General features: G+C 55.7%; 21 protein-coding genes. 14 read left to right on the forward strand and 7 right to left on the reverse strand.

Annotated elements, in window-relative coordinates:
- Positions 1-18: 18 nt before the first annotated feature.
- The 3 genes from NQH49_RS21690 to NQH49_RS21700 form a co-directional block, all read right to left on the reverse strand.
- On the reverse strand, positions 19-1,332 hold the full coding sequence (locus NQH49_RS21690) for an LLM class flavin-dependent oxidoreductase (RefSeq protein ID WP_256698796.1): 1,314 nt from the start codon (positions 1,330-1,332) through the stop codon (positions 19-21).
- 82 nt (positions 1,333-1,414) lie between these two features.
- Positions 1,415-2,572: an amidohydrolase gene (locus tag NQH49_RS21695; protein ID WP_256698797.1), complete on the reverse strand. Its 1,158-nt coding sequence runs from the start codon at positions 2,570-2,572 to the stop codon at positions 1,415-1,417.
- A gap of 22 nt (positions 2,573-2,594) precedes the next feature.
- Positions 2,595-3,590 carry an MsnO8 family LLM class oxidoreductase gene (locus NQH49_RS21700; protein WP_256698798.1) on the reverse strand — a complete coding sequence of 332 codons (996 nt, stop codon included), beginning with the start codon at positions 3,588-3,590 and terminating at the stop codon, positions 2,595-2,597.
- Between the two features lie 370 nt (positions 3,591-3,960).
- Here NQH49_RS21700 and NQH49_RS21705 point away from each other — a divergent pair, with 370 nt between their 5' ends.
- From NQH49_RS21705 to NQH49_RS21765, 13 genes are all read left to right on the forward strand, one after another.
- On the forward strand, positions 3,961-4,938 hold the full coding sequence (locus tag NQH49_RS21705; RefSeq protein WP_256698799.1) for a TRAP transporter substrate-binding protein: 978 nt from the start codon (positions 3,961-3,963) through the stop codon (positions 4,936-4,938).
- A gap of 48 nt (positions 4,939-4,986) precedes the next feature.
- The gene (locus tag NQH49_RS21710) at positions 4,987-5,493 is read left to right on the forward strand and encodes a TRAP transporter small permease (protein ID WP_256698800.1); all 507 of its coding nucleotides are present in this window, start codon (positions 4,987-4,989) and stop codon (positions 5,491-5,493) included.
- A 12-nt stretch (positions 5,494-5,505) separates the two neighbouring features.
- Complete coding sequence (locus NQH49_RS21715) at positions 5,506-6,792, forward strand: TRAP transporter large permease (protein ID WP_256698801.1); 1,287 nt, start codon at positions 5,506-5,508, stop codon at positions 6,790-6,792.
- Positions 6,793-7,265: 473 nt separating this feature from the next.
- Positions 7,266-7,466: a hypothetical protein gene (locus NQH49_RS21720; protein ID WP_256698802.1), complete on the forward strand. Its 201-nt coding sequence runs from the start codon at positions 7,266-7,268 to the stop codon at positions 7,464-7,466.
- Positions 7,459-9,081 carry a TIGR04028 family ABC transporter substrate-binding protein gene (locus NQH49_RS21725; protein WP_256698803.1) on the forward strand — a complete coding sequence of 541 codons (1,623 nt, stop codon included), beginning with the start codon at positions 7,459-7,461 and terminating at the stop codon, positions 9,079-9,081. The genes NQH49_RS21720 and NQH49_RS21725 overlap by 8 nt, the downstream gene beginning before the upstream one ends.
- Positions 9,082-9,093: 12 nt before the next feature.
- The gene (locus NQH49_RS21730) at positions 9,094-10,038 is read left to right on the forward strand and encodes an ABC transporter permease (protein ID WP_256699146.1); all 945 of its coding nucleotides are present in this window, start codon (positions 9,094-9,096) and stop codon (positions 10,036-10,038) included.
- A complete protein-coding gene (locus tag NQH49_RS21735) occupies positions 10,035-10,883 on the forward strand; it encodes an ABC transporter permease (protein WP_256698804.1) in 849 nt (282 codons plus the stop codon). The genes NQH49_RS21730 and NQH49_RS21735 overlap by 4 nt, the downstream gene beginning before the upstream one ends.
- The gene (locus NQH49_RS21740) at positions 10,880-12,490 is read left to right on the forward strand and encodes a dipeptide ABC transporter ATP-binding protein (protein ID WP_256698805.1); all 1,611 of its coding nucleotides are present in this window, start codon (positions 10,880-10,882) and stop codon (positions 12,488-12,490) included. Before NQH49_RS21735 ends, NQH49_RS21740 begins: the two co-directional genes overlap by 4 nt.
- Positions 12,487-13,476, forward strand: a complete 990-nt coding sequence (locus NQH49_RS21745) for a putative FMN-dependent luciferase-like monooxygenase (protein WP_256698806.1) — start codon at positions 12,487-12,489, stop codon at positions 13,474-13,476. The genes NQH49_RS21740 and NQH49_RS21745 overlap by 4 nt, the downstream gene beginning before the upstream one ends.
- 91 nt (positions 13,477-13,567) lie before the next feature.
- On the forward strand, positions 13,568-14,665 hold the full coding sequence (locus tag NQH49_RS21750; protein WP_256698807.1) for an alkylhydroperoxidase domain protein: 1,098 nt from the start codon (positions 13,568-13,570) through the stop codon (positions 14,663-14,665).
- A gap of 2 nt (positions 14,666-14,667) precedes the next feature.
- Complete coding sequence (locus NQH49_RS21755) at positions 14,668-15,819, forward strand: amidohydrolase (RefSeq protein ID WP_256698808.1); 1,152 nt, start codon at positions 14,668-14,670, stop codon at positions 15,817-15,819.
- 23 nt (positions 15,820-15,842) lie between these two features.
- On the forward strand, positions 15,843-16,691 hold the full coding sequence (locus NQH49_RS21760; protein WP_256698809.1) for a VOC family protein: 849 nt from the start codon (positions 15,843-15,845) through the stop codon (positions 16,689-16,691).
- Between the two features lie 73 nt (positions 16,692-16,764).
- On the forward strand, positions 16,765-17,304 hold the full coding sequence (locus NQH49_RS21765) for a GNAT family N-acetyltransferase (protein ID WP_256698810.1): 540 nt from the start codon (positions 16,765-16,767) through the stop codon (positions 17,302-17,304).
- Positions 17,305-17,472: 168 nt separating this feature from the next.
- Here the strand turns inward: NQH49_RS21765 and NQH49_RS21770 are convergent, their stop codons facing one another.
- The 3 genes from NQH49_RS21770 to NQH49_RS21780 form a co-directional block, all read right to left on the reverse strand.
- On the reverse strand, positions 17,473-19,017 hold the full coding sequence (locus NQH49_RS21770) for a methyl-accepting chemotaxis protein (protein WP_256698811.1): 1,545 nt from the start codon (positions 19,015-19,017) through the stop codon (positions 17,473-17,475).
- 470 nt (positions 19,018-19,487) lie between these two features.
- The gene (locus tag NQH49_RS21775) at positions 19,488-20,741 is read right to left on the reverse strand and encodes a sensor domain-containing diguanylate cyclase (protein WP_256698812.1); all 1,254 of its coding nucleotides are present in this window, start codon (positions 20,739-20,741) and stop codon (positions 19,488-19,490) included.
- 164 nt (positions 20,742-20,905) lie between these two features.
- Complete coding sequence (locus NQH49_RS21780; RefSeq protein WP_256698813.1) at positions 20,906-21,940, reverse strand: AraC family transcriptional regulator; 1,035 nt, start codon at positions 21,938-21,940, stop codon at positions 20,906-20,908.
- 64 nt (positions 21,941-22,004) lie between these two features.
- On the opposite strand from NQH49_RS21780, the gene NQH49_RS21785 reads away from it, so the two are divergent.
- A complete protein-coding gene (locus NQH49_RS21785) occupies positions 22,005-23,207 on the forward strand; it encodes an MFS transporter (protein ID WP_256698814.1) in 1,203 nt (400 codons plus the stop codon).
- Positions 23,208-23,389: 182 nt separating this feature from the next.
- On the opposite strand, the gene NQH49_RS21790 is transcribed toward NQH49_RS21785, so the two are convergent.
- Positions 23,390-23,992 (reverse strand): LysE family translocator, encoded by a 603-nt coding sequence (locus tag NQH49_RS21790; protein WP_256698815.1) that lies wholly within the window; start codon positions 23,990-23,992, stop codon positions 23,390-23,392.
- Positions 23,993-24,042: the final 50 nt, after the last annotated feature.

The following is a 24,042-nucleotide window of genomic DNA, read 5'->3' on the forward strand; positions in this document are numbered from 1 at the left end:
AGCGTTTATTCTCGTGTTTTATTTTTGTGTGTATTGATTAACCGGATCTTTCAAACCAAAGCTGGCGCGCAGCGTGGTGCCGGGATATTCACTGCGGGTTAACCCGCGCGCTTGCAGAATCGGTACCACGCGATCGACAAAGCGTTCGAAGGTATCTGGCGTGCCGCCCTGAATGATGAAACCATCGGTCGCTTCGCTCTCAAACCACAGCTGCAAACCCTCGGCCACCTGCTCTGGCGTGCCGTGAAACAGCGGACGCGGCGTGGCGGCTTCCAGCGCCGCCTGACGCAGCGTGTGGCCATGCTCGCGCGCCTTGCGTTTGATTTCGTCGGTGGTGCTGCGGAAGCTGTTTTGCCCGATATCGCCGAGTGCCGGGAACGGCTCATCGAGCGGATATTGTGAAAAGTCGTGATGATCAAAGAAGCGACCGAGATAGTTGAGCGCATCTTTGATGGAAACCAACGCGGCGGTGGTTTGATACTGCTGCTCCACATCTTCCGCACTGTCGCCCACAATCACGCCAACGCCCTGGAAAATGTGCAGATCTTCCGGCTCGCGGCCATTCGCCACCAGCTGTTTTTTCACATCGCGGTAGAATGCCTGCGCTTCTTCGCGCGTCGGCTGGTGGGTGAAGATGGCGTCAGCATGTTTAGCGGCCAGCTGGCGGCCATCTTCCGATGCGCCCGCCTGGAACACCACCGGACGTCCTTGTGGCGTGCGTTCGATATTCAGCGGTCCTTGCACCTGGAAAAAATCGCCGTGGTGATTCAGCGTGTGCAGCTTTTCGGGATCAAAGAACTGGCCGCTCTCCTTATTACGCACAAAAGCGTCGCCTTCCCACGAATCCCACAGCCCTTTCACCACTTGCAGATACTCATCAGCGATGCGGTAGCGCAGCGCGTGTTCCGGATGCTGCTGGCGCGAGAAGTTTTTGGCCGATCCTTCCAGCGGCGAGGTCACGACGTTCCAGCCCGCACGACCGCCGCTCAGATGATCGAGGCTGGCAAACTGACGCGCCACGGTGAACGGCTCGCTGTACGAAGTGGAAACCGTGCCAACCAAACCGAGATGTTCGGTGACGCCCGCCAGCGCCGACAGCAAGGTCAGCGGTTCGAAGCGATTGAGGAAGTGAGGAATCGATTTTTCGTTGATGAACAGGCCATCGGCAACAAACAGGAAATCCAGCTTGCCCGCTTCCGCCTTGCGTGCAATGTGTTTGGCGTAATCAAAATTGATGCTGGCATCCGCCAGCGCCGCCGGATGACGCCACGCGGACATATTGCCGGATGCGCCATGCAGAATGGTGCCCAATCGCAGTTGTCTTGCAGTCATAATGTTCTCTCTTTTGCCAAAGCGCAGCCTGACGGCGACATCGTGTCGCCGTACAGAATCGAAATGAAATCAGTGAATCGAGCTAGTTCAGAATGGCGTCACGACATCGCGCATTGAGGTGCTGCAACGCTTGCTGAGCCAGTTGCGCAAAGTAGTGTGCAGCGGGGGCAATCAGCGCTTCATCGGGATTGAAGCCGCCATGATGCAGACCAAATTCGCTCGCGCTGCCAATGCTGACAAACGCGCCGGGGATCTGCTGTAAGTAGTAAGCGAAATCTTCGCCGCCGAGGTGCAGCTCAGCGGTCTGCACGCGGTAACCCGCCTGCTGCGCCACGTTGCTGGCAAACTGCGCCCAACGCGCATCGTTTTCCAGCACCGGCGGACCGGGATGCCAGCTAAAAGTGGCGCTGGCACCGTTGGCGGCGGCGATGTTCTCGACCAGCGTGCGGGCGCGCTGTTCCAGCTCGGCGCGCACCTGTTTGTCATGGGTGCGCACCGTACCGCCAAATTCGGCCTCGCCGGGCAGCACGTTCCAGGTTTTTCCAGCGTCGATGCGCGTCACGCTGAGCACTAAGCTGTCCAGCGTATTAAAGCTGCGGCTGGTCAGCGATTGCAGCGCCTGAATGATCTGGCTGGCGACCATAATGCTGTCCACGCCCTCTTCCGGATGCGCGGCGTGCGCCCCTTTACCGGAAACGCGCACGATAAATTTATCCGCATTGGCGTAAAACGCGCCGCCGCGTGTGGCGAAGGTGCCGGTCGGCAAACCGGGTTCATTGTGCATGCCGAAAATCGCCTGCACCCCGTCCAAAACGCCCGCATTGATCAACTGGCGTGCGCCAGTGGCGTTCTCTTCCGCCGGTTGGAACAGAATACGAATGCGGCCCGGCAATTGATCTTCAACGGCTTTCAACTGCAAAGCTGCGCCCAGCATCACCGCGCTGTGTACGTCATGACCGCAGGCGTGCATCACGCCGCTGTTGCGCGAACGGTATGCCAGTCCGGTGGCTTCGTGAATCGGTAGCGCATCGATATCGGCGCGCAGCGCAATCAGCGTGTCGCCGCGCCCCACTTCCACGATCACGCCGGTTTCCAGCGGATAATCCAGCAGACGCAAACCGGCGTCCTGTAACCAGCGACGCAGGCGTGCGGTGGTTTCGACTTCGCGACCGGATAACTCCGGCCAGCTGTGCAGCTCACGTCGCCAGTCAATCAGCTGATGTTCGCTAAATTGCGTCATACCTGCCTCCGTAAGCAGCAAATCAAGCCGTGACTAAACGGTGAGTGGCCAGCAGTTCAAGTGATTTCACGCGCGCCTGCTCTTCAGCCACCGGCGTATCAATCACAAACTCTTCAATGCCGAAATGCTGATGCAGCGCATCCAACTTGGCATGCACCTGCGCGGCGGTGCCTTTCAGCAGCGACGGCGTGCGCGGTTCAATCACGTAATCGCTGTAACCGCCCTGACGCACGTAGCGTTCGGCCTGCTCGACGCTGCCGACATTCACGCTTGGGCCATCTTTCACGCTGACGTGATACACGCGCAGGTTATCCACCAGCAGATCGGCTTCTGCCGGAGAATCTGCCACCACCACTTGTACCGCCACCAGCGCGCGCTGGCCGTTGCTGTGCTGGCGATAGCTGTTAAGGACTTTTTCCATTAATTGCGGATCGCCGTTGTGATGCGCAGCGAACACCAGCTGCCAGCCGAGTTCCGCCGCCAGTTTGGCGCTCTCTTCGCTGGCACCCAGCAGGAAACGATTGGCCGGACGCGGCGGCTGCGGCGTGGCGCGCAGAATTTCTTCGTCGCCCACCGGCGGCACGTGCAGCCAGCTATCGAGCAGCGTCAACTGTTCGGCGAAGCTGCCTTTCTCCTGCAGATGTACGCCCAGCTGCAGCGCACGCGTCGAGAGCGGCAAGCCGCCTGGCGCTTTGCCGACGCCGACGTCAATGCGTCCCGGCGCTAATGACGCCAGCAGGTTGAAGTTTTCCGCCACTTTGTACGGGCTGTAATGTTGCAGCATCACACCGCCGGAGCCGACGCGAATGTGTTGTGTCTGGCCGATGATCCAGGCGATCAGCAGTTCCGGCGACGGGCTCGCCAGACGATCGCTGTTGTGGTGTTCCGCCAACCAGAAGCGGTGATAACCCCAGCTTTCCGCCTGCTGCGCCAGCTGTAAAGTACGGTGTAGCGCGTGGCTGGCTGTCTCTCCATCAGCAATCGGCGATTTATCCAGCAAACTCAGTCGGTATGACATGCGCCTTATCCTTATCGTCATGAATATGGCGAGTAGTGTGTGGCGCAGAAGGCGGGTTCGTAAAACATGATATTGTCGTATCTATATTTACTTTATGCATATCAGGGAGATAGATTGGTCCGTTTGGTGTAAACTCCTTTGAAAACACACAATTATCCCCGCTGAATAGGGATTGTTGTGGTGATGTTTTGAAAATGTGATATTCAATATAAAATTATTAAAACATCGTTTCAAAATGTGACGCAATTCATCCAATCGCCATTCCCTTATTTTTCCAGCCACTATTTTCTCTATGCTGGCACCACGCGGCACCTCTCGACAAAATCAATGCGCCGCACCTTCCTGCCTCCCCCTTAGCTGGAGAAAAAGCATGACGTTTAAAAAATTACTTCTGGTCGTTTCGTTATCCTCTGCGGCAGCGTTTTGCCCTGCTGTGGCGTCCGCTAAAGTCATCAAAGTAGCCGAAGTACAACCAGCGGGTTATCCCACCGTGGTGGCACTTGAACACATGGGCGAGAAACTGAAAAAAGCCACTGACGGGCGGTTAGAGATGAAGGTTTACGCCGGTGGCGTATTGGGTGATGAAGACCAAACCCTGCAGCAGGTACAACTGGGCGCGATTGATATGATTCGCGTGTCGCTGGCACCAGTCACCAGCATCGCGCCAGAAACCAGCGTATTAACCTTGCCGTATGTTTTTCGCGATGAGGACCATATGCACAAGGTGCTGGATGGTGATATCGGAAAAAATATCGTCGAGAAATTCGATAACGATCCCAACGCCCGCATGATTTTCCTCGGCTGGACCGATGCCGGCGTGCGCAACATGATCACCAAAAAGCCGATCGCCAAACCCGAAGATCTCAAGGGCATGAAAATCCGCGTGCAAAACAGTGCGATCTCGCTGGCGACCTTGAAAGCGATGGGGGCGAATCCGGTCGCGATGGGCGTGAGCGAAGTGTTTAGCGCCATGCAAACCGGCGTGGTGGATGGCACTGAAAACAACCCGCCAACTTTTGTCGCCCACAACTATATGCCCGTTGCCAAGTACTACACGCTGAGCGGGCACTTTATTCAGCCTGAAATGATTCTCTACTCCAAACCGTTGTGGAATCGTCTCTCAGCGGATGACCAGGCGTTGCTGAAGAAATTAGGCAAAGAGGCGCAGGAGGAAGAACGCCAGCTTTGGGCAGCCTATACCCAGCAATCCATCGAGAAGATGAAAGCCGGTGGCGTGACCTTCCAGCAAACCGATCGTGAAACCTTCATGAAAGCCACGCAGCCGGTGCGCGATCAGTTTGGCGGCAACTATCAGGATTTGATGAAACAAATTGCTGATGTGAAGTAATCCTCCCCACGCCACGTGCCTGCGTGGCGTTTTAATCAGGTAAACATTATGACTGCATATTCTCGTCTGATGGATGGGCTTTATTTGCTGTGCATGGCGATTGCCGCCGTTGCCTTGTTAATCATGGTGACGGTGATTCCCATCGGGATTTTCTCACGCTATGTGCTGAACGACGCGTTATCCTGGCCCGAACCGGTCGCCATCATTTGCATGATCATCTTTACCTTTATTGGTGCGCCAGTCGGGTTCCGCGCCGGCACGCATATTTGCGTGTCGATGATGACCGACCGGCTCTCGCCCGCCAATCAGCGCTGGCTGCTGAAGTTGTCTGATGCGCTGATGATCATCACCTGTCTGGTGATTTTCCGCGCCAGTTACAACCTGTGCGAAGCGATGTGGGTGCAAACGCTGGCCTCATTGCCGGTGGTGACCTACGGCGAAATGTATTTGCCGATTCCGGTTGGCGCGATCTTTACGCTGTTGTTTGTGATTGAGCGATTGGTTAATGGCGATCAAAGCCAACGCGCCATCGTGACTCTTGGCGGCACCCACTAAGCGGAGAAGAAAATGGACGCACTGATTTTGATAGGCAGTTTGGTGGTGTTGCTGCTGGTGGGTTTTCCCGTGGCATTCGCCGTTGGATTAAGCGCGTTTATTGGCGCATGGTGGATCGACTTACCGCTGGAAGCGGTGGTAATTCAGATTACCAACGGCATCAATAAGTTTTCGCTGCTGACCATTCCCTTCTTTATTTTGGCTGGCGCGATTATGGCGGAAGGCGGCATTGCGCGACGGTTGGTTAACTTCGCCTATATTTTCGTTGGCTTTATTCGCGGTGGTTTGTCGCTGGTGAATATCGTCGCCTCAACCTTCTTTGGCGCGATTTCGGGATCTTCGGTAGCGGATACCGCCTCGATTGGGTCGGTGATGATTCCGCAGATGGAGGAGAAAGGTTATCCACGTGATTTCGCTGCGGCGGTGACCGCCAGCGGCTCGGTTCAGGCAGTTTTAACCCCGCCCAGCCATAACTCGGTGATTTATTCGCTCGCCACCGGCGGCGTTGTCACCATCTCTTCGCTGTTTGTCGCCGGGATTATTCCTGGCCTGCTGCTGGGTTTCTGTTTGATGGTCATGTGCCTTGGCTTTGCACGTAAACGCGGATATCCAAAAGGCGAACGCATCCCTTATAAGCAGGCGGTGAAAATCTTCTTCGATGCGTTTTGGGGACTGTTCACCATCTTCATCATTCTCGGCGGGATTCTTTCGGGCGTTTTCACTGCCTCAGAATCGGCGGCCATCGCCTGCATCTGGGCGTTCTTTGTCACCATGTTTATTTACCGTGATTTCAAATGGACGCAATTGCATATTCTGGTATTCCGCACCATCAAAACGGTAACCATTGTGATGGTGTTGATCGCCTTCGCTGCCGGTTTCGGTGCGGTGATGACCTTTATGCAATTACCGACCATCATTACCGAAGCCTTTACCCAATTCTCCAGCAACAAGTATGTGATTTTGATGTGTATCAACCTGCTGTTGCTGGTGGTGGGAACGTTAATGGATATGGCGCCGCTGATCCTGATTCTGACCCCGGTACTGTTACCGGTAGCCACCGCGCTGGGCGTCGATCCGGTGCATTTCGGCATGATCATGCTAACCAACCTCGGCATCGGTTTAATTACGCCACCGGTTGGCACGGTATTATTTGTCGCCAGCGCAGTGAGCAAGCAGAAGATTGAGCAAGTGGTCAGCGCCATGATGCCGTTCTATGGCATGTTGTTTATTGTGCTGATGCTGATTACCTATATTCCGGCGATATCGCTTTGGCTACCGCGTTTAATGGGCGTGATGTAACAACCGGTCAAATCAGTGCTTTAATTCTGCTGCGGGCTCTGACACATCTACTGCGTCACGGGCCGTCCTCGCGCCGCTAGCGCGGTACCTTCGGCTCTCACATTGTGCCGACGGACCATTCGGGGATCGGCCATCCTGGCCGGCCCCGAATTGCCTCACGCATCCATGCGTGAGGCTCCTGGCCCAACGTAAAAGCCTCAGCGCTGCGGATAGCCCTTTTGCCGCAGCAGACGCGCCAGCGCCTCTGGCAAATGTGCCCTTTTCAACAACACGCACTGAAGGTTTGGAGCAGGCCGGGGCCGCTTTTGGGCCGGCAATCCACAGCGCTGAACGAAGCGAGGAAGCCAGGAGAGCCCGCAGGACGCGGGCGAAAGGCTGAGCCGGGACAAGGACGTCCCGTCTCCGCCGCTCCGTCAGGCAGACAAGCGAAGTGAAGGTACCGCGCTAGCGGCGCGAGGACCGCAGGACCAAAAGTGGCACCGGTCAGCGCCATCGCCGCTGGCTTAGCTAATAAGCATTACGCCATTTATGGCAACCCATCGTATGACCAGCACGCCTATTTATTTTTTTTAGCAAAGCTTAGTGCAATTCCTTGGTTCAACTCCCGTGTGCGGCATTCAATGATGAAAACCGCCCGTCGGGCTATTGATAAAAAAGGGAAACACCATGACTAAGCATTTTCACTTGCAGGCGTTGAGTTTGGCCCTGCTCTCAGGGATTTTTAGCGCCCACGCGGCAGACACGCCGGTTAAAGGCGGCACGCTGGTTTATCTCGAACAACAGGCGCATACCAACCTTTATCCCCCCGCCGGTGGCTTTTATCCCAATGGCGGAATTCTGAATCAAATCACCGATAAACTGACGTGGCAGAATCCAAAAACATTACAAGTTGAACCCTGGATTGCCGAAAGCTGGAGCAGCAACGCGGATAAAACCGAATATACCTTTAAAATTCGTCCCGGCGTCACCTTCTCCGATGGCACGCCCTTAGATGCCAATGCGGTAGCCAAAAACTTTGATACTTACGGTCTGGGAAATAAAGCCCAGCGCCTGCCGGTTTCCGAAGTGATCAACAATTACGACCGCAGTGAAGTTATTGATCCTCAGACGGTGAAATTCTATTTCAAAAAACCGTCTCCCGGTTTTTTACAGGGCACCGCAACGATTGGCTCGGGCCTGGTTTCTCTCAGCACGCTGCAACGTAGCTTCGATCAACTCGGCGATGCGCGTCATATTATCGGTTCCGGTCCATTTGTGGTCAGCGATGAAAAACTCGGGCGCGAAGTCGATTTAACCGCGCGCAAAGATTACCAATGGGGCCCGAAAAATCTCGCCCAGCAAGGTCCAGCCAATCTCGACGGCATTAAATTCATCGTCACGCCGGAAGACAGCGTGCGCATCGGCGCGCTGCTGGCGGGTCAGGCCGACTTTATTCGTCAGGTGCAAGCCTATGACGAAAAGCAGGCGCAGCAACAGAACTTCCCGATTTACGCTGCACCCACGCGTGGCGTCAACGACAGCATCAGCTTCCGCCCGGATAACCCGCTGGTCAGTGATGTGAAAGTACGTCAGGCGCTGCTGCACGCCACCAACGCGCAGCAAGTGGTGCAAACCCTGTTCTCACCAAACTATCCGCAGGCTACCTCGGTGATCGCCACTTCGGCGGCCGGTTACGTCAATCTGGCCGACAAGCTGAAATTCGATCCGGCGTTGTCGAAAAAACTGCTGGATGAAGCGGGCTGGAAACCGGGCAGCGACGGCATCCGCGAGAAGGATGGCAAGAAACTGGCGCTGACCATTTATGAATCGCTGCCGCAGCCGCAAAACAAAGAGGTGCTGCAGCTGGTGGCACAACAGTGGCGTCAGGTTGGCGTTGCGCTGGCGGTGAAAGCCGGTGATGCCGGCAGCCGCGTGCTGGATAACCTCGATCCGCTAAAAACCCCGCTAGTGGTATCCGAAGTGGGCCGCGCCGATCCTGACGTGGTGAAGAGCCAGTTCTATCCAACCAACCGCGATGCGCTGCTGCAGAAAGGCGGCTCCAGCGACAAGGTGCAGAACTTCCGCGACGACAAACTCAACACGCTGTTACTGGCTATCTCCTCGGAAGTCGATCCGGCGAAGCGTCTGGCAGTGACCGGCGATGCGCAGCGCTATCTGCTCGATCAGGCCTATGTGATTCCGATCTTTGAAGAACCGCAGGTGTTTGCCGGTGCGCCTTGGCTGAAAGGCGTGAATTTTGAAGCTGTGGGTCGTCCGTCGTTCTACGGCGCGTGGCTGGAAAAACACTAAGGCAGGTTAATGATGCAACGTTCACTGCTGCGAAGAGTGGGTCAAAGCGTTTTGGTGCTGTGGGCCGCGTTTACCCTGTCGTTCTTTCTGCTGCAGGTGCTGCCCGGCGATGCGGTGCTGATCAAGTTTCAGAATCCGGATCTGGGCCTCAGCCCGGATCAGATCGCCGAAATGCGACTGGCTTACGGCGCGGATAATCCGCTCTGGCAGCAGTATGTGCACACGCTGCTGGCGATGCTGCGCGGCGATTTTGGTTACTCGGTGCAGGCGGGCGTGCCGGTCAGCGAACAGCTGATTAGCAACCTGCCCGCCACGCTGCAACTGGCGCTGCTCGGCTTTGCGCTGGCAACGATTATCGCGTTCGCGCTGGCGGCGTTATCGCGTTTGCCAGCGCTGCGAGTCCTGCGTTCCGTGCTGCAATCGGTACCGGCGCTGTTTATCTCGCTGCCAACCTTCTGGCTCGGCATCGCGCTAATTCAGCTGTTCTCCTTCCAGCTGCGCTGGATCCCGGTGATCAATCCGTCGGCGCTGCAGGGTTTGATTCTGCCGGTGATTACCGTGGCGATCCCGATCTCCGCGCCGCTGGCGCAGATTCTGTTGCGCAGCATCGATCAGGTGTCAACCCAGCCGTTTGTGGCGGTGGCGCGCGCCAAAGGCGCCAGCGAAAGCCATGTGCTGTGGCATCACGTGATGCGCAATGCGCTGCTGCCGGTGCTGAACGTGGCGGGTTTGCTGCTCGGTGAACTGATCGCCGGGGCGCTGATTACCGAAACCGTGTTTGGCCTGAGCGGCGTCGGTCAGCTGACGCAGCAGGCGGTGAACAATCAGGACGTCGCAGTGTTGCAGGCGGTGGTGATGATTTCGGCGCTGGCGTTTGTGCTGATTAACCTACTGGTCGATGCGCTGATGCCACTGTTCGATCCGCGTCTGCAATCCATTGCCGGAGGCCAACGATGAGCCTGGTCGACTACTCAACTGCAAGGCAAAAAATCAGCACCCCGCGCGTGTTCAATATCCAGCCCGGATTATGGCTGGCATGGGGCGTAATGCTGCTGGCGCTGCTGGCGGCGTTTGCGCCTGGCCTGTTTACCCATTTCAGCCCGACTGAAGGCGTGCCCGGGGCGCAGCGTCTGCCGCCGCAGGCCGCGTACTGGCTCGGCACCGATCAGCTAGGCCGCGATCTCTACACGCGCATTATCTATGGTTCGTCACAGTCGCTGTCGGCGGCGGTCGCAGCCGTGGCGATGGGGCTGATTGGCGGCACCACGCTCGGCGTGCTGGCAGGCGCGATGGGCGGGCGCACCGAGAACTGGCTGATGCGCTTAGTCGATGTGCTGCTGTCAATTCCCTCGCTGCTGCTGTCGCTCAGCATTCTGATTTTGCTGGGTTTCGGCACCGTTCACGCCGCGCTGGCGGTGGGCATCGCCTCAATTGCCAGTTTTGCCCGCCTGGCGCGCGGCGAAGTGGTGCGCGTACGCCGCAGTGAATTCGTCGAAGCGGCTTACGGCAGTGGCGGCAGTTTCTGGCGCGTGTTGTGGCGCCACATTCTACCCAACTCGCTGACGGCGGTAATCGCCTTCGCCGCTTTGCAGTTTGGTCAGGCGATTCTGGCGCTGTCGACGCTGAGCTTTCTCGGCTACGGCACGCCGCCGCCAACGCCCGAATGGGGATTATTGATCGCTGAAGGACGTAACTATCTGGCGACCGCGTGGTGGCTCACAACTTTCCCCGGCATTGTGGTGGTCGCCGTGGTGCTGGCCGCTAACCGCATTAGCCGTCAACTGGCCGGAGGTGACGCATGAGCGCGTTATTAGCCATTGAAAATTTAACCCTTAGCTATCGCCAGCGCGGCGAGTGGCGCGCGGTGGTTCACAACGTCAGCTTTGAGTTGCAGCCCGGTGAAATGGTGGCGCTGGTCGGGGAATCCGGCTCCGGCAAAACCACCACCGCGCAGGCGATTATTGGTTTGATGGCGGAAAACGGTCGCCGTGACAGCGGCAGGATTGTGCTGAACGGCACCGATATCGCCGGCTGGTCATCCAAACGTCTTGATAGCCTGCGCGGCGTCAGCATCAGCTTGGTGCCGCAGGATCCGGGCAACTCGCTTAATCCGGTGAAAACCATTGGCGATCAGGTCGGTGAAATGCTGCAGCTGCACGTGAAAATCAGCAAGGCCGAACGCCAGCAACGCGTGCTGGAGCTGTTGCAAAAAGTAGGGCTGAGCCATCCGGAACAGCGCCTCAAGCAGTATCCGCATCAGCTCTCCGGCGGCATGAAACAGCGCGTATTGATTGCCATCGCCCTCGCCCTGCGTCCGCAGATTATCATTGCCGATGAACCCACCAGCGCGCTGGATGTCACGGTGCAAAAACGCATTCTCGATCTGCTGGATGTGCTGCGCCGTGAATCTGGCACGGCAGTGCTGTTTGTCACGCACGATTTGGCGCTAGCGGCAGAACGCGCCGATCGCCTGCTGGTATTTCGTCATGGCGAAGTGCAGGAACAAGGCCCGGCGGCGCAGGTGATCAACGCGCCGAAACATGCTTATACGCGGCAGCTATTAAAGGATGCCGATCCAGGCAACAGCGCGCTGTCCGTGCCGACACAAGCCAACTTCTCGTCACCGGCGATTCAGCTCTCCGGCATCAATAAACAGTTTTCACTGGGTCGCCAGCAGCAGTTACAGGTGGCGAAAGAGGTATGCGTCACCGTGGCGCGCGGTACCACGCACGCGCTAGTCGGCGAATCCGGCTCGGGGAAAACCACGCTGGCGCGCATTCTCTTAGGCTTTGAGCAGGCCGACAGCGGTCGTGTGGTGATCGATGGTATCGACGCCACCGCACTGCGCGGTGAAGCGCAACGCCAGCTGAGGCGCAAAATTCAGTTTGTTTATCAGAACCCGTTTGCCTCGCTCGATCCGCGCCAGACGCTGTTCGCCATCATCGAAGAGCCGCTGCGTAACTTTGAGAAGCTCAGCAGCGAGCAGCGCCGTGAACGCGTCGCCGCCGTGGCGCTGCGCGTGGCGTTACCGCTGGAGTTGCTGACGCGCAAACCGCGCGAGTTATCTGGCGGCCAGCGTCAGCGCGTAGCCATCGCCCGCGCCCTGATTCTGCAACCGGCGATTCTGGTGCTGGATGAAGCGACTTCGGCGCTGGATGTCACGGTTCAGGCGCAAATTCTGCAACTGCTGCAACAACTGCAACGCGAGCTCGGCCTCACTTATCTGCTTATTACCCACGACCTCGCCACCGTGCGCCGCATTGCGCACAGCGTGACCGTGCTGCGCGCCGGTGAAGTGGTGGAGCAAGGTGACACCGTCACGCTATTTAACGCGCCTCAGCATCCGTATACCCGATCGCTGATTGACGCGATTCCCGCTTTCCGTCCGCTGATTAAGGAGTCTGCATGACGCGTAAACGCATTGGATTTTTCACCCGTCTGCTGGATGACACCAGCGCACAACAGCGCTATCGCCTGGCAACCGAACAGATTCAGCACGCCGAGCGCAACGGTTTTGACAGTGTATGGATTGCGCAGCACCACTTTCACGAGAAAGAAGGCGGCTTGCCGTCTCCGCTGCTGTTTCTGGCCCACGTTGCCGCGCACACCCGCACCATTCGCCTTGGTACCGGCATCATCACGCTGGCGATGGAGAACGCGCTGCGCGTCGCCGAAGATGCGGCGGTGCTGGATCTGCTAAGCAACGGTCGCCTCGAGGTCGGGTTAGGATCGGGCGGCACCGCGACCTCGTTTCTGCCGTTCGGCATCACTATCGACCAGCGCGCTAGCGTGTTTGCCGATCATCTGCATCAGCTGCTGAGCGCCTGGCGCGGCGATACGCTGGGCCATCCGGATAACCATCTTTATCCCGCTGCGCCGACGCTGGCGCAGCGCGTGTGGATCGCCACCTTCTCGGCGGAAGGCGCCGCGCGCGCAGGACAAGCCGGACACGGTTTGATGCTGTCGCGCACCCAACCGCGTCCGGCGGGCCAGCCGGATTTGCCGTTGGATCAGATGCAGAACCCGATGATCGATGCCTATCTGTCGGCATTACCGGCGGGCATTGCACCACGCATTCTGGCATCGCGCACCGCCTTTGTCGCCGATTCCCGTGACTACGCGCGCCGCCTTGCCGAACCGGGCTTGCAGCGCCAGGCGCAGCATTTCCGCGAATCAGGACATGTGATTGGCCACACGCTGGACGAACAGGCGCGTCAGCTGGATGCACACTTCGGCGATGCCGACCAGGTGCGGCAATCGCTGCTGGCCGATACGTCGCTGCAACGCGTCACCGATATCAGCTTCCAGGTGCACTCGATCGATCCGCCACACGCCGACACTCTGCGTTCCATCGAATTGATTGCGGAACATATTGCGCCCGCGCTGCGTGGCTAGGTGATTAGCGGTCGCCATGAATGGCGACCCTACGCAAGGTTTGTAGGGTCGCCATTTATGGTGACCTTCTAACGTTAAACTGGAGAATTTCATGTCTCAACCGACAGATTTACTGGCCGCGCTGGCGGATATCGATCCTGCGTCTGAACTGGCGCAGGCCCGTGCCGAGCGTCATGCCGCCACCCAGCATACCCAAGGCAGCTACGACGTGCTGTTTTCGCAAGATGATGAAGATTTGCCGTTAGCAGAGCGCTTCGCCCTCGCCGCGCAGGTTGCGGCCTGGCATAGTGCGTCAAGTCTTGAAGCGCATTACCGCCAGCACGATCAGCCGCAAAACGCGCGCTTCGCTGCGGGTCTGGCGTTTGCGGAACTGCTGAGCCTGCATCCGATTGATGCCGCGCCGCAGCACATCGAGAAACTGCAAACTGCCGGCTGGTCGCCGCGCGGTATCGTCACGCTGGCGCAACTGATTGCCTTTGTCAGCTTCCAGAGCCGCTTACTCGCGGGTTTGCGTTTGCTCAACGGCGAAGAGACGGCGTCGCAGCCACATGCGGTTGCCGGTAAATGGCACGATGCGCCGCTCACCGTCAGCGGTAAAACCGCCCTCACCGCCTTTACCCAACAGGAACTGGGTTGGGAACCGTGGCTGGCGGCGAAACCGCTGCATGAATTTAGCGCTGAAGAGCAGGCAACGCTGGCGAAATTCGGCCACAGCGACTCTGATTACTTCCGCCTGCTGGGCCGCAATCAGCCGCTGCTCGAGCAGCGCACGCTAACCGATAAAGGCATCTTCTACACCGCAGGCGGACTTTCACGCGCCGAGCGAGAACTCGCCGCCACGGTGGTGAGCAAGGTCAACGGCTGCATCTACTGCGCCTCGGTGCATGCGCGCAAAGCCAGCCAGCTGTCGAAAGATGAACCGTCGGTGCAGAAGCTGCTGAATGTCGCGCCGGGCGCGGAGCTGTCACACGGACAATCGGCGCGCTGGGCGGCGCAGATCGATCTGGTCGCCACCTTATCGATCACGCCTGCCGCCACCAGCCTGAAACAGCTGCAGGCGCTGCGCGATCAGGGATTCAGCACGCTGGCGCTGCTGGACCTGATTCAATCCGCCGCCTTCTTTGCCTGGGCGAACCGTCTGATGCTGACGCTCGGCGAACCTTTCTTACCTGAACACACACAAGGATGACCATGACGGATCTTTCCCATCAACAGCTGGTGCGCTGGCGACGCGAGCTGCATCAGCATCCCGAGCTTTCGGATCAGGAATTTGCCACCACTAAACGCCTCACCCGCTGGCTGCAGGAACTGAACGTCAAGCTGCTGCCGCTGGAGCTGAAAACCGGTGTTGTGGCAGAAATTGGTCACGGCGAACCGCTGATTGCGCTGCGTGCCGACATCGACGCCCTGCCCATCGACGAGCAAAGCGATCACGCGTGGCGATCGCAGCAGCCGGGTGTGATGCACGCCTGCGGCCACGATCTGCACAGCAGCGTGATGCTGGGTGTCGCGCAGCAGCTGAAACGCATCGAATCCCAACTGCCCGGCCGCGTGCGCATTCTGTTTCAGCCTGCCGAGGAGATTTTCACCGGCGCGAAGCAGCTGATCGCAGCGGGCGCGCTAAAAGAGGTACAGGCGATTTTTGGGCTGCACAACGCGCCGGATCTGCCGACCGGCGCGCTGCGCACGCGCGGCGGCGCTTATTATGCCAACGTCGATCGCTTCCAAATCACTATCACCGGCAAAGGCGCGCACGCCGCGCGTCCGCATGAAGGCATTGATAGCATCATGATTGGCAGTCACATCGTCACCGCGCTGCAAACGCTGCCGAGCCGCGTATTCAGTTCGCTGGAATCGGTGGTGGTCAGCGTGACGCGCTTTACCGCAGGCAACAGCTGGAACGTGCTGCCACAAACGGTGGAACTGGAAGGCACGGTGCGCACTCACAACGCGGCGATTCGCGCGCAGATCCCACAGAAAATCACAGCGCTGATCAATGGCATCGCCACCGGGTTTGGCGCGCAGGCGGATCTGGTGTGGCAGGAAGGCCCGCCTTCGTTGGTCAACACGCCGCAATGGGCCGATTTCGCGCTGGATTTGGCCGCAGAGCAAGGCTATCAAACACAGGTCGGCACGCCGCAGATGGGTGGCGAAGACTTCGCCTTCTACCTGCAGCAGCTGCCGGGCGCGTTCGTCAGCATCGGTAGCGCCAGTGAATTTGGCCTGCATCACGCCGGATTCGATCCGGATGAAGCGATGCTGGAACCGGCGGTGCATTACTTCACTGAACTGGCCCAGCGCGCACTGCTGACGCTGCGCCAGCAACAGGCGCTGGCATCGTGACCCTAAGAGCAAGGAGAAAAGCGATGACGATTTCTGTACCTGTTCCACGTCTCGACCACGTGGTGATCAACGTTGCCAGCCAGCTGGATGACGCCAGCGCGCTATTTTGTCGCCTGGGATTTCAGCTGACCGAGCGCGGCCATCACTCGCTCGGCTCCAGTAATCATCTGGCAATTTTTGGTGATAACTATCTGGAGCTGTTGGGGTTTGAAGCTGGGCGCGGCAATCTGCGCCAGGATTTATGGCAGTCGCCGATTGGCCTCAGCGGTTTAGTGTGGAAAACCGAGGATGCCGACGCGGTGTGGCGCTATCTGGAGAGCCAGGACATTGACGGCGATCTGCCCGCGAGCTTTTTCCGCCCCGTGACGTTGCCGGACGGCACCGAGCAGGACGCGCGTTTTCGCACCGTGCGGCTGCGCCCGTCACTGGTGCCGAACGGTCGCAGCTTCTTTTGCCAGCATGACACACCGGATTCGGTATGGCAGGACGCGTGGCGCGTCCATCCCAATGGCGTGAGCGATATCGTCGAGTTCGTGGTGGTGGCGCAGGATCCCGCCGCCGCCGCCCAGCCTTACAGCCGCTTGTTTGGTGCCGATAAACTCACCGCCTGTCAGGAAGGCGCGTTTGTGCTCAAAGCGGGCATGGCGACGGTGCGCTTTGCCTCTGCGGAATATGTGACACAGCGCTTCGCCGGATTGCCGATTGATTACGACGGCAGCGCGCGCATGGCAGGATTGAGCTTACGCACCACGGATCTGCGCAAAGTGAAAGCCAGCCTGCTGCTCGGCGACGTGCCGTTCCGCGAGGAAGCGTCGGCGATTATTGTCGGTGCCGAGCAAGCGTTTGGCGTGGCGTTACGGTTCCAGTTGTGATTTGTAGGGTCGCCATTTATGGCGACCTGGTTTAACTTAATTCACTTTCGCATCCGATAAACGAAGGTGAAATTTGACCACTAAGCTGCATCTCGAAACCCTTAGACTCACCTGCTCGCAGATCACCGAAGACGACAGGGATTTCTTTCGTCAGCTCCAGCTCTCGCCACAGGTCATGCATTACATTGCCGATGCAAAATCTGAAGAAAAAATTCACGCCGACTTCACAGCAAGATTGCCGCTCTGGTCGCCACGCAGCGCGCATTGGTTGTGTCTGGTGGTGCGGGAGAAACAATCGGGCAATTGCATCGGTGTTAACGGCTATATTCATCGCGATAGCGACTGTGCCGAAGTTGGCTTTCTGTTCGCACCAGAAGCGCAAGGCAAAGGCTATGCACACGAATCGCTTCGCGCCATTTGTGACTATGCGTTCGGCGAAGGCGGCATTCGACGTTTGAGTGCCACTGTCACCGCAGGCAATACGCCCTCTCGTCGACTGCTGGAAAAAGTTGGTTTTGTATTAGAAGGTGAGCTGCGGGAAAGTTACTGGCTGAGAAATGCGTGGCATAACGATTGGCTGTTTGGGCTGCTGCGTGGGGAATATCGGTTGTAATGGAGGTGTTATCCACTTTGCGGTAATCGGATTTGGTTAGCGACTAAGCTATAGGCTAACGGGAAGAGCCACAGAAGAAGCATGCCTGAGGCTGATTCTCGCGGAGTCGTAGGCAAAAGATAAAATAATGCGGGGCCCAGACTAGGGCCCCAACGTAAATGAGATTTATTACACCTGGAATGCTTCAACCATGCCACGTAAAGCATGCGCCTGGGCAGAAAGCTCTTGTGACGCAGAGGAGGATTCTTCAACCAATGCAGCATTGTTCTGTGTTACGCCGTCCATTTGACTAACGGCAATGCTGACCTGCGAAATCCCCTGCATTTGTTCGGAAGAAGCCAGAGATATCTCGTCCATCGCATCCGCGAGCTCACCTACCATGCTGACGATTTTCATGATGCTCTGGCCGGTTCCTGTCGCCACATTCACCCCACTTTCCACCTGCCCTACGGCCTGCTCAATAAGGTGTTTTATATCCCGCGCAGCAGTCGCACTTCGTTGTGCTAGCGTTCTGACTTCACCGGCAACAACGGCAAATCCCCTTCCTTCCTCACCGGCGCGAGCAGCTTCAACGGCGGCATTGAGTGCAAGAATATTGGTCTGGAAGGCAATGCTTTCAATGACTGAAGTAATATCCCTCACTTTTGTCGCGCTTAGAGAAATCTCGTTCATCGTATCCGACATTTTCTGCACATCTGCCTCGCCTGCTCGCGCCAGATCTGCTGTCCCACGTGCAACTTGTGCCGTCTGTTGCGCACCTGCAGTGTTACTTTTCACCGTTGCCGTAAGTTGCTCCATACTTGCGGCCGTTTCCTGAAGCGCAGCGGCCTGCTGTTCAGTACGTGATGAAAGTTCTGTGTTGCCTTTCGATATCTCATCTGCGGCTAAAGCAACAGATCCAGCCGAGTCTTTAATTTGTGATACCAGCCCACGTAGACTCTCCTGCATACGATCTAACGATGCCAGTAGGCTGTGCTTATCGTTACGGCGCAAGGTTATTGAGGTTGTCAGATTCCCCGCGGCGATGGCTGCCGCAAGTTCTTGTGCCTGGGCGGGCTCGCCGCCTAGCTGACGCATCAGTACGCGTACGATGAAATAACCGGTCACCCCAGAAATAATCACCGAGAGTGCCGCCATTATTAATAAAATAAACGCTGTGCGTGTCGTGGATGCACTATTCTCAGCCATTGTCTCCTTGCTGAGTGTCATTTCGATATTCGTCAGCGCATCCAGCGCTCCCATTAATGCCTGCTGCGCCGGTCGCGCAGTTTTCAAGAGGTAAACCGTTGCTTCCTGCTGACGGTTATCGAGTCCCATCTTCCCTGCGATCATTAAGGTCTCCATCGCGGCGCTCTCTGAGGAAACGACCTTATCAAGAGCCTCCTTCCCTTGAGATGAAACATTGATCGTCATGCTTTCCACCAGCTCACGACGCTTATCAATATAATTTTTCTGCTGCGAGATTAATCTTTGCCATTCAGGCTGCATTTCTACGGGATCGCTCAGTAACGCCAGGTTGCGAACAGCAATAGCCATATCTCGAGCAATTCCTCGCATATCCTGAACCAGCGTAAAGCGCTTCATCTTGTTATTAACCGTATCTTCCATCCCATCCCGCGCCTGCCATAATGCGTTCAGAGCAATCCCCGTGCACAATACGAAAAGAATAATGAGCAGACTGAAACCCGCAGCCAGGCGTGTAGATATTTTCATTTATAATTCTCTAAAAGTTCAAGATGATTTGCAGAAGAACAGAAATTATAGACAGTGAAATTAACCCTGCCTGCGCGGCAAATTAACAAGGGCTTCACTCAAATTTATCACGCCCGGAAATTATAAGAACCACTTTAGTTACCACGAATAACTTAAGTTAAATTAAGCCTTTTCAAAGCATTAATTTAAATTAAATTCACCCATCACTAAATTTAAATTAATATTTTTGGGGGGGAAATATTTTCTCTTTTTTTAGTTACATTATTTTAGAAACGAAGAACGTCTTAAAAACAGGTGTAAAATAAGAACAATTTCCCTTAAATTGCGCTCTTATTCTTTCTCTGATTGGCTTCAAAAGGGCACCACTGCTACCTGTAATGCCAGTAGAAGTCAAAATCATACTGGAAGTCGGGCCTTTTATGCCCAAACGGTGTCAACGATGTTCGCCATGGCCTCTTATGGCAAATTTCTTACAACGGCAGCGTATCAGGTTGGAAAAATTGATATGACCCATCACGTCGTGCTTTAGCCTGATACATCGCTTTATCGGCATTGTCGAATAACGTTTTGGCCGTTTTCGTCCCGAAACGCGCAAGGCTGATACCAATCGATGCTCCGATCTTTACTTCCACGCCACTAATAGAAAAAGGAGCCTTGAGGCCGTCTATGAGGCGCAGTGCAATACCGGCTGCAGCATCATGACTACTGCACTTTGCTGCCACGACAAACTCGTCTCCTCCCTGGCGTGCTAACGAGTCGCCTTGGCGCATGCAACTTTGTAGCCGTTCGCTTACCTGCTGTAGCAACATATCACCCATTGCGTGCCCCATCGAATCGTTAACGGCTTTGAATCCATTTAGATCGATAAACAGTACAGTCGTATACGAAGGATCTTCTACGTGCGTCAGCATGGATTGCACTTTGTCGTTGATCCAGGCTCGGTTTGGCAGTCCGGTTAACGTGTCGCGGGTAGCGAGCCGCTCAAGCATCATCATCTTTTCTTTATCTCGGGTGATATCGCGCGAAACCAGTACTGCCCCGATATTTTTACCTGAAGAGGGATCGCTAACGCCGCAGGCCTTAGTACCAAGCGTAATATAGTGGCCGTTACGATGCCGCTTGCGCACCTCAACGACGTCTGGTAACTCAGCACCGTTGAAGATATTTGCCAGAACGACCTCAGCAGGTGTTCTATCTTCAGGATGCAGGAAGTCCACCACCAGTTGGCCAACTATTTCATCGGATGACCAGCCTATCATTTCGCTATAAGAAGGAGAGATCGAAACGTACCGGCCTTCCGCATCGCAGTGGGCGATCAGATCAGTACTGTTTTCTATTAACAGACGATATTCTGTCGCCGTACGCAGCGCGTCCTGAAGTGCTTTGCGCTGTCCGGTAACATCTAAAACGAAGCCACTAAACTGTGCATGAGAATCATTTGATTGGCATGCCGGCAGACCTGAAACAATCACATGGCGCAACTTTCCATCCAGACATTTGATCGGCACTTCTATATTAAAAGGCGTCCTAAACTCTAATGCCGCTGTCAACTGCAATGCGATTTTTGCATCTTCCTCTACCAGCGCGAGGCTAAGCCACTCACAAAGCGTTATGCCTTTAAGTAATGGCATCAGACCTTCAGGGCTTTCCTGGCTGGCAATGCAAATGCCCTGTGCATCCGTGGACCAAACGGCAGAAAATGTAGGTTTGAACGCGATATGCATGCTGGTGATTCCGTTGTTTGCTGATGATGCTGAACACATTTATTTCTGCTTCTAAACCCATTAGGTGCTAAAAAATGCCTGATAATGAGAACGTCAGGCTTTCTATCGCGGCACCGCTGGAGCCTGTTATGCGGCATCTTCGGGCCACAAGAGCTGATCCGGACTTATCGGCTGATTAGCTCAGGATCTTTAATAACGCCTCTCGCTGTTCGCTGACGCATAGCGCCCGGCGGATAGCCATTGATGCGCTTGAACGCTCTGCTAAACGCTGCCTGCGAGGCATAGCCAAGACGTAGAGCAACGGTGTCAATTGAGATCTTATCGTGAGTAATCCAGTGACCCGCGATGCGCATTCGCACTTCTCTTGCATAGCGCTGGGGAGGTATGCCGATGATTGATTTGAAGCGTTCAGCAAAAACAGAACGCGACACATGCGACTGGGCAGCAAGCTCGGCAACAGACCACTCCCGGCTTGTATCACGATGAATGGCCAGAATGGCGCGGGCAAGTCGTGGATCACGTAACGCAGCGATCAGGCCTGCGGCGTTCTCGCTACCGTTTTCGATCCATCCACGCACAATCATGGCCGCCGCCACTTCTGCGAGGCGTGCCAGAATGCCCGCAAAGCCCGCGCGTCCGGAACAGATTTCCGATTTCATCGCGCCCAGAACGGGAACCAGCCCCGGATAAATTTGTTCGTTTGCCTCAACCACGATGGCTTGCGGCATCAGTTTACCCAGGCCCTGCATTCCACCAAGATCGAACTCCATACAGCCATAAAACAGAACCGTGCTGGGTGTCGGATGCGAACTCGGGCAGGTGTTAATTCCGCTGACGGCCTCGCCTAATGGCGCAGAGCCGAACGTGTCGATATGTTGAAATGAACAGCTGGCATCCGATAAAAGCTGATGCTCCTCACCCTGCGGCATGAACACCATGCTGCCGGCGTGCAGTTCGTGCAACGTACCCTCACTTGTGCGAAGCAGCGCAGTACCCACGGCGATGTAATGAAAATAGGCGTGTCCCGGCCTGTTGCTAAAACCGACGCCAAACTCAGAACCCGTCTGCAAGCGACGATACTGCACACCACGCAGCCGCATTTCCAGCAGCAATTCACTGATGAGCTCGGATGACAGGGCAAAATATTTATTCACATGCATATTCGGAGTTTCGGGTAAAAAATCAGGGTGAGGCATCATAGATCGTCCAGTTGCTCGACTCTAGACTTGGAGCTGTGATTTTTTACTCCAGAAAGAGTGTGTTATGAGAAATGAAGCAACTGAAGCTGTATCCGCAAGTTTAACCTGTTCTGAACCCAAAGAATCCGCATGGATGGCCGTGATTTCACTGACTATGGGGGTGTTTGGCTTACTGACAGCAGAATATCTTCCTGCCAGCCTGCTGACACCCATGGCCGCCGATCTCGGTGTGACCGAAGCGCTCGCTGGTCAGGCTGTGACAGTAACGGCTGTGGTGGCCCTGTTTGCGGGTCTGATGGTTCCCCGCCTGACGCGTAATTATGATCGCCGTACTGTTTTGCTGGGTTTTACCGTGCTGATGATTGCCTCTAACCTGCTTGTCGCACTTTCATCCAGTCTGGCTGTTTTGTTAATCATGCGCATCTTGCTGGGCATCGCGCTGGGAGGCTTCTGGAGCATGGCAGCTGCTGTAGCTATGCGGCTGGTTCCTGCTCAAAGCGTCCCGCGTGCTCTCTCCGTTATTTTTAGCGGTATCGCTGTCGGAACCGTAGTTTCGATCCCGCTGGGAAGCTATTTAGGTGGGCTTTATGGCTGGCGTAGCGCTTTTATCGCTGCAACCGCAGTAGGCGTACTGACTCTGCTCTTTCAGCTGTTTACCCTTCCCGCAATGGCTCCGCGTCGAATGATGGTAACGGCATCTGTCATGGATTTACTCCGCCGCCCAGGCATTGCGGTGGGAATGACGGGGTGTGTGATTGCCCATACGGGTCAGTATGCGCTGTTTACCTATATTCGGCCGACTCTTGAAAATATTATTCAACTTGATGTGGATCGTTTGTCTTTGATATTGCTTGGATTTGGCGTCGCTAATTTTATCGGAACGCTGCTTGCCGGGTGGCTGATGGAGAAAAGCCTGCGTCTTACCCTGATACTGATGCCAGCGCTTGTTGGTGTGGCGGCATTAAGCATGATTTTGCTGCCACTCAAGGAAACAGGATTGATGTTGTTCGTTGCGTTGTGGGGAATGGCATTTGGTGGCGTTCCCGTTGCGTGGTCAAACTGGGTAGCGCGTTCCGTTCCCGATCAGGCTGAAACCGCTGGCGGCATGGTTGTCGCAGCCGTTCAGTCCTCAATTGCTGCGGGTGCTGCGTTGGGAGGATTACTTTTTGGTCTCAGCGGCGTAACCGGTGTTTTCATCGCCGCTGGTTGCATAATGTTTTTTGCCGCGCTGGTTATTGGACTAAAGGTCAGGGTCGCGCTGACCTGACCACTTGCCCTACAAAAAAAATTTTAAATTAAGGCCAGCTGAACCAGGTGGCTGGCCTAACAAATGCAGCGAGGTTTCATACCTCTCCCGCTCAATTTATTGTCCCCAAGTCAGCGCTTAGCTGACCTTACTCGTGCGTCCCCTTTGTGCCAGGAGCGAACGTGATGGCTCTTGCTGAGGAGTTAATAGATAAGGCTGTGTAGAGAAAAGGCAATGAGCATCATCCCGCCGACAATGTTGACGTATTTTTTCAGCATTAATGGGTTAGTTTTTTTGGCTGAGAATATGAGCGTTTGAGTGATTGCAAAAAGCCAGATGCTCATAACCACTATATGAACTGATGCCAGTATAAGGTAGTTGCAAACGCCACCCTTCGCGCCTGCGAACTGTGAAACGACTGTCAGATAAAAAAGGATGGCTTTAGGGTTCAAAACATTAGCCAGCCAAGCCTCTTTTAAAGTCACGGAATGCTTTGCACCAGTAAGCCCGCCTGAATTTACCGTTATCCCACTCCGGATAAGCATCGCGCCTAACCAAAGCAGATAGACAGTTCCAGTTACTTTAAGCACAGCAAACGCTGCTGGCGACGAGATGAGCACTGCCGTGATACCAAGCCCTATAAAAAATGCATGGGTATATATACCCAGAGCTGTTCCGGTGAGGGTTCTTAATAAACCTTTGTTACCTCCTGTCAGAGCACTGTTCATAACGAGAGTAAAGCTCGCTCCGGGGGACAGTGCAACAGGGAGTAATGCTGGCAAAAAGCCAAAAATGTTCATATCCATAGATTCTGGATAGTAATTGGCACTTTCTGAAATTGCCAGGGCAAGCGTTT

The organism is Pantoea trifolii, from assembly GCF_024506435.1.
Lineage (GTDB): Bacteria > Pseudomonadota > Gammaproteobacteria > Enterobacterales > Enterobacteriaceae > Pantoea > Pantoea trifolii.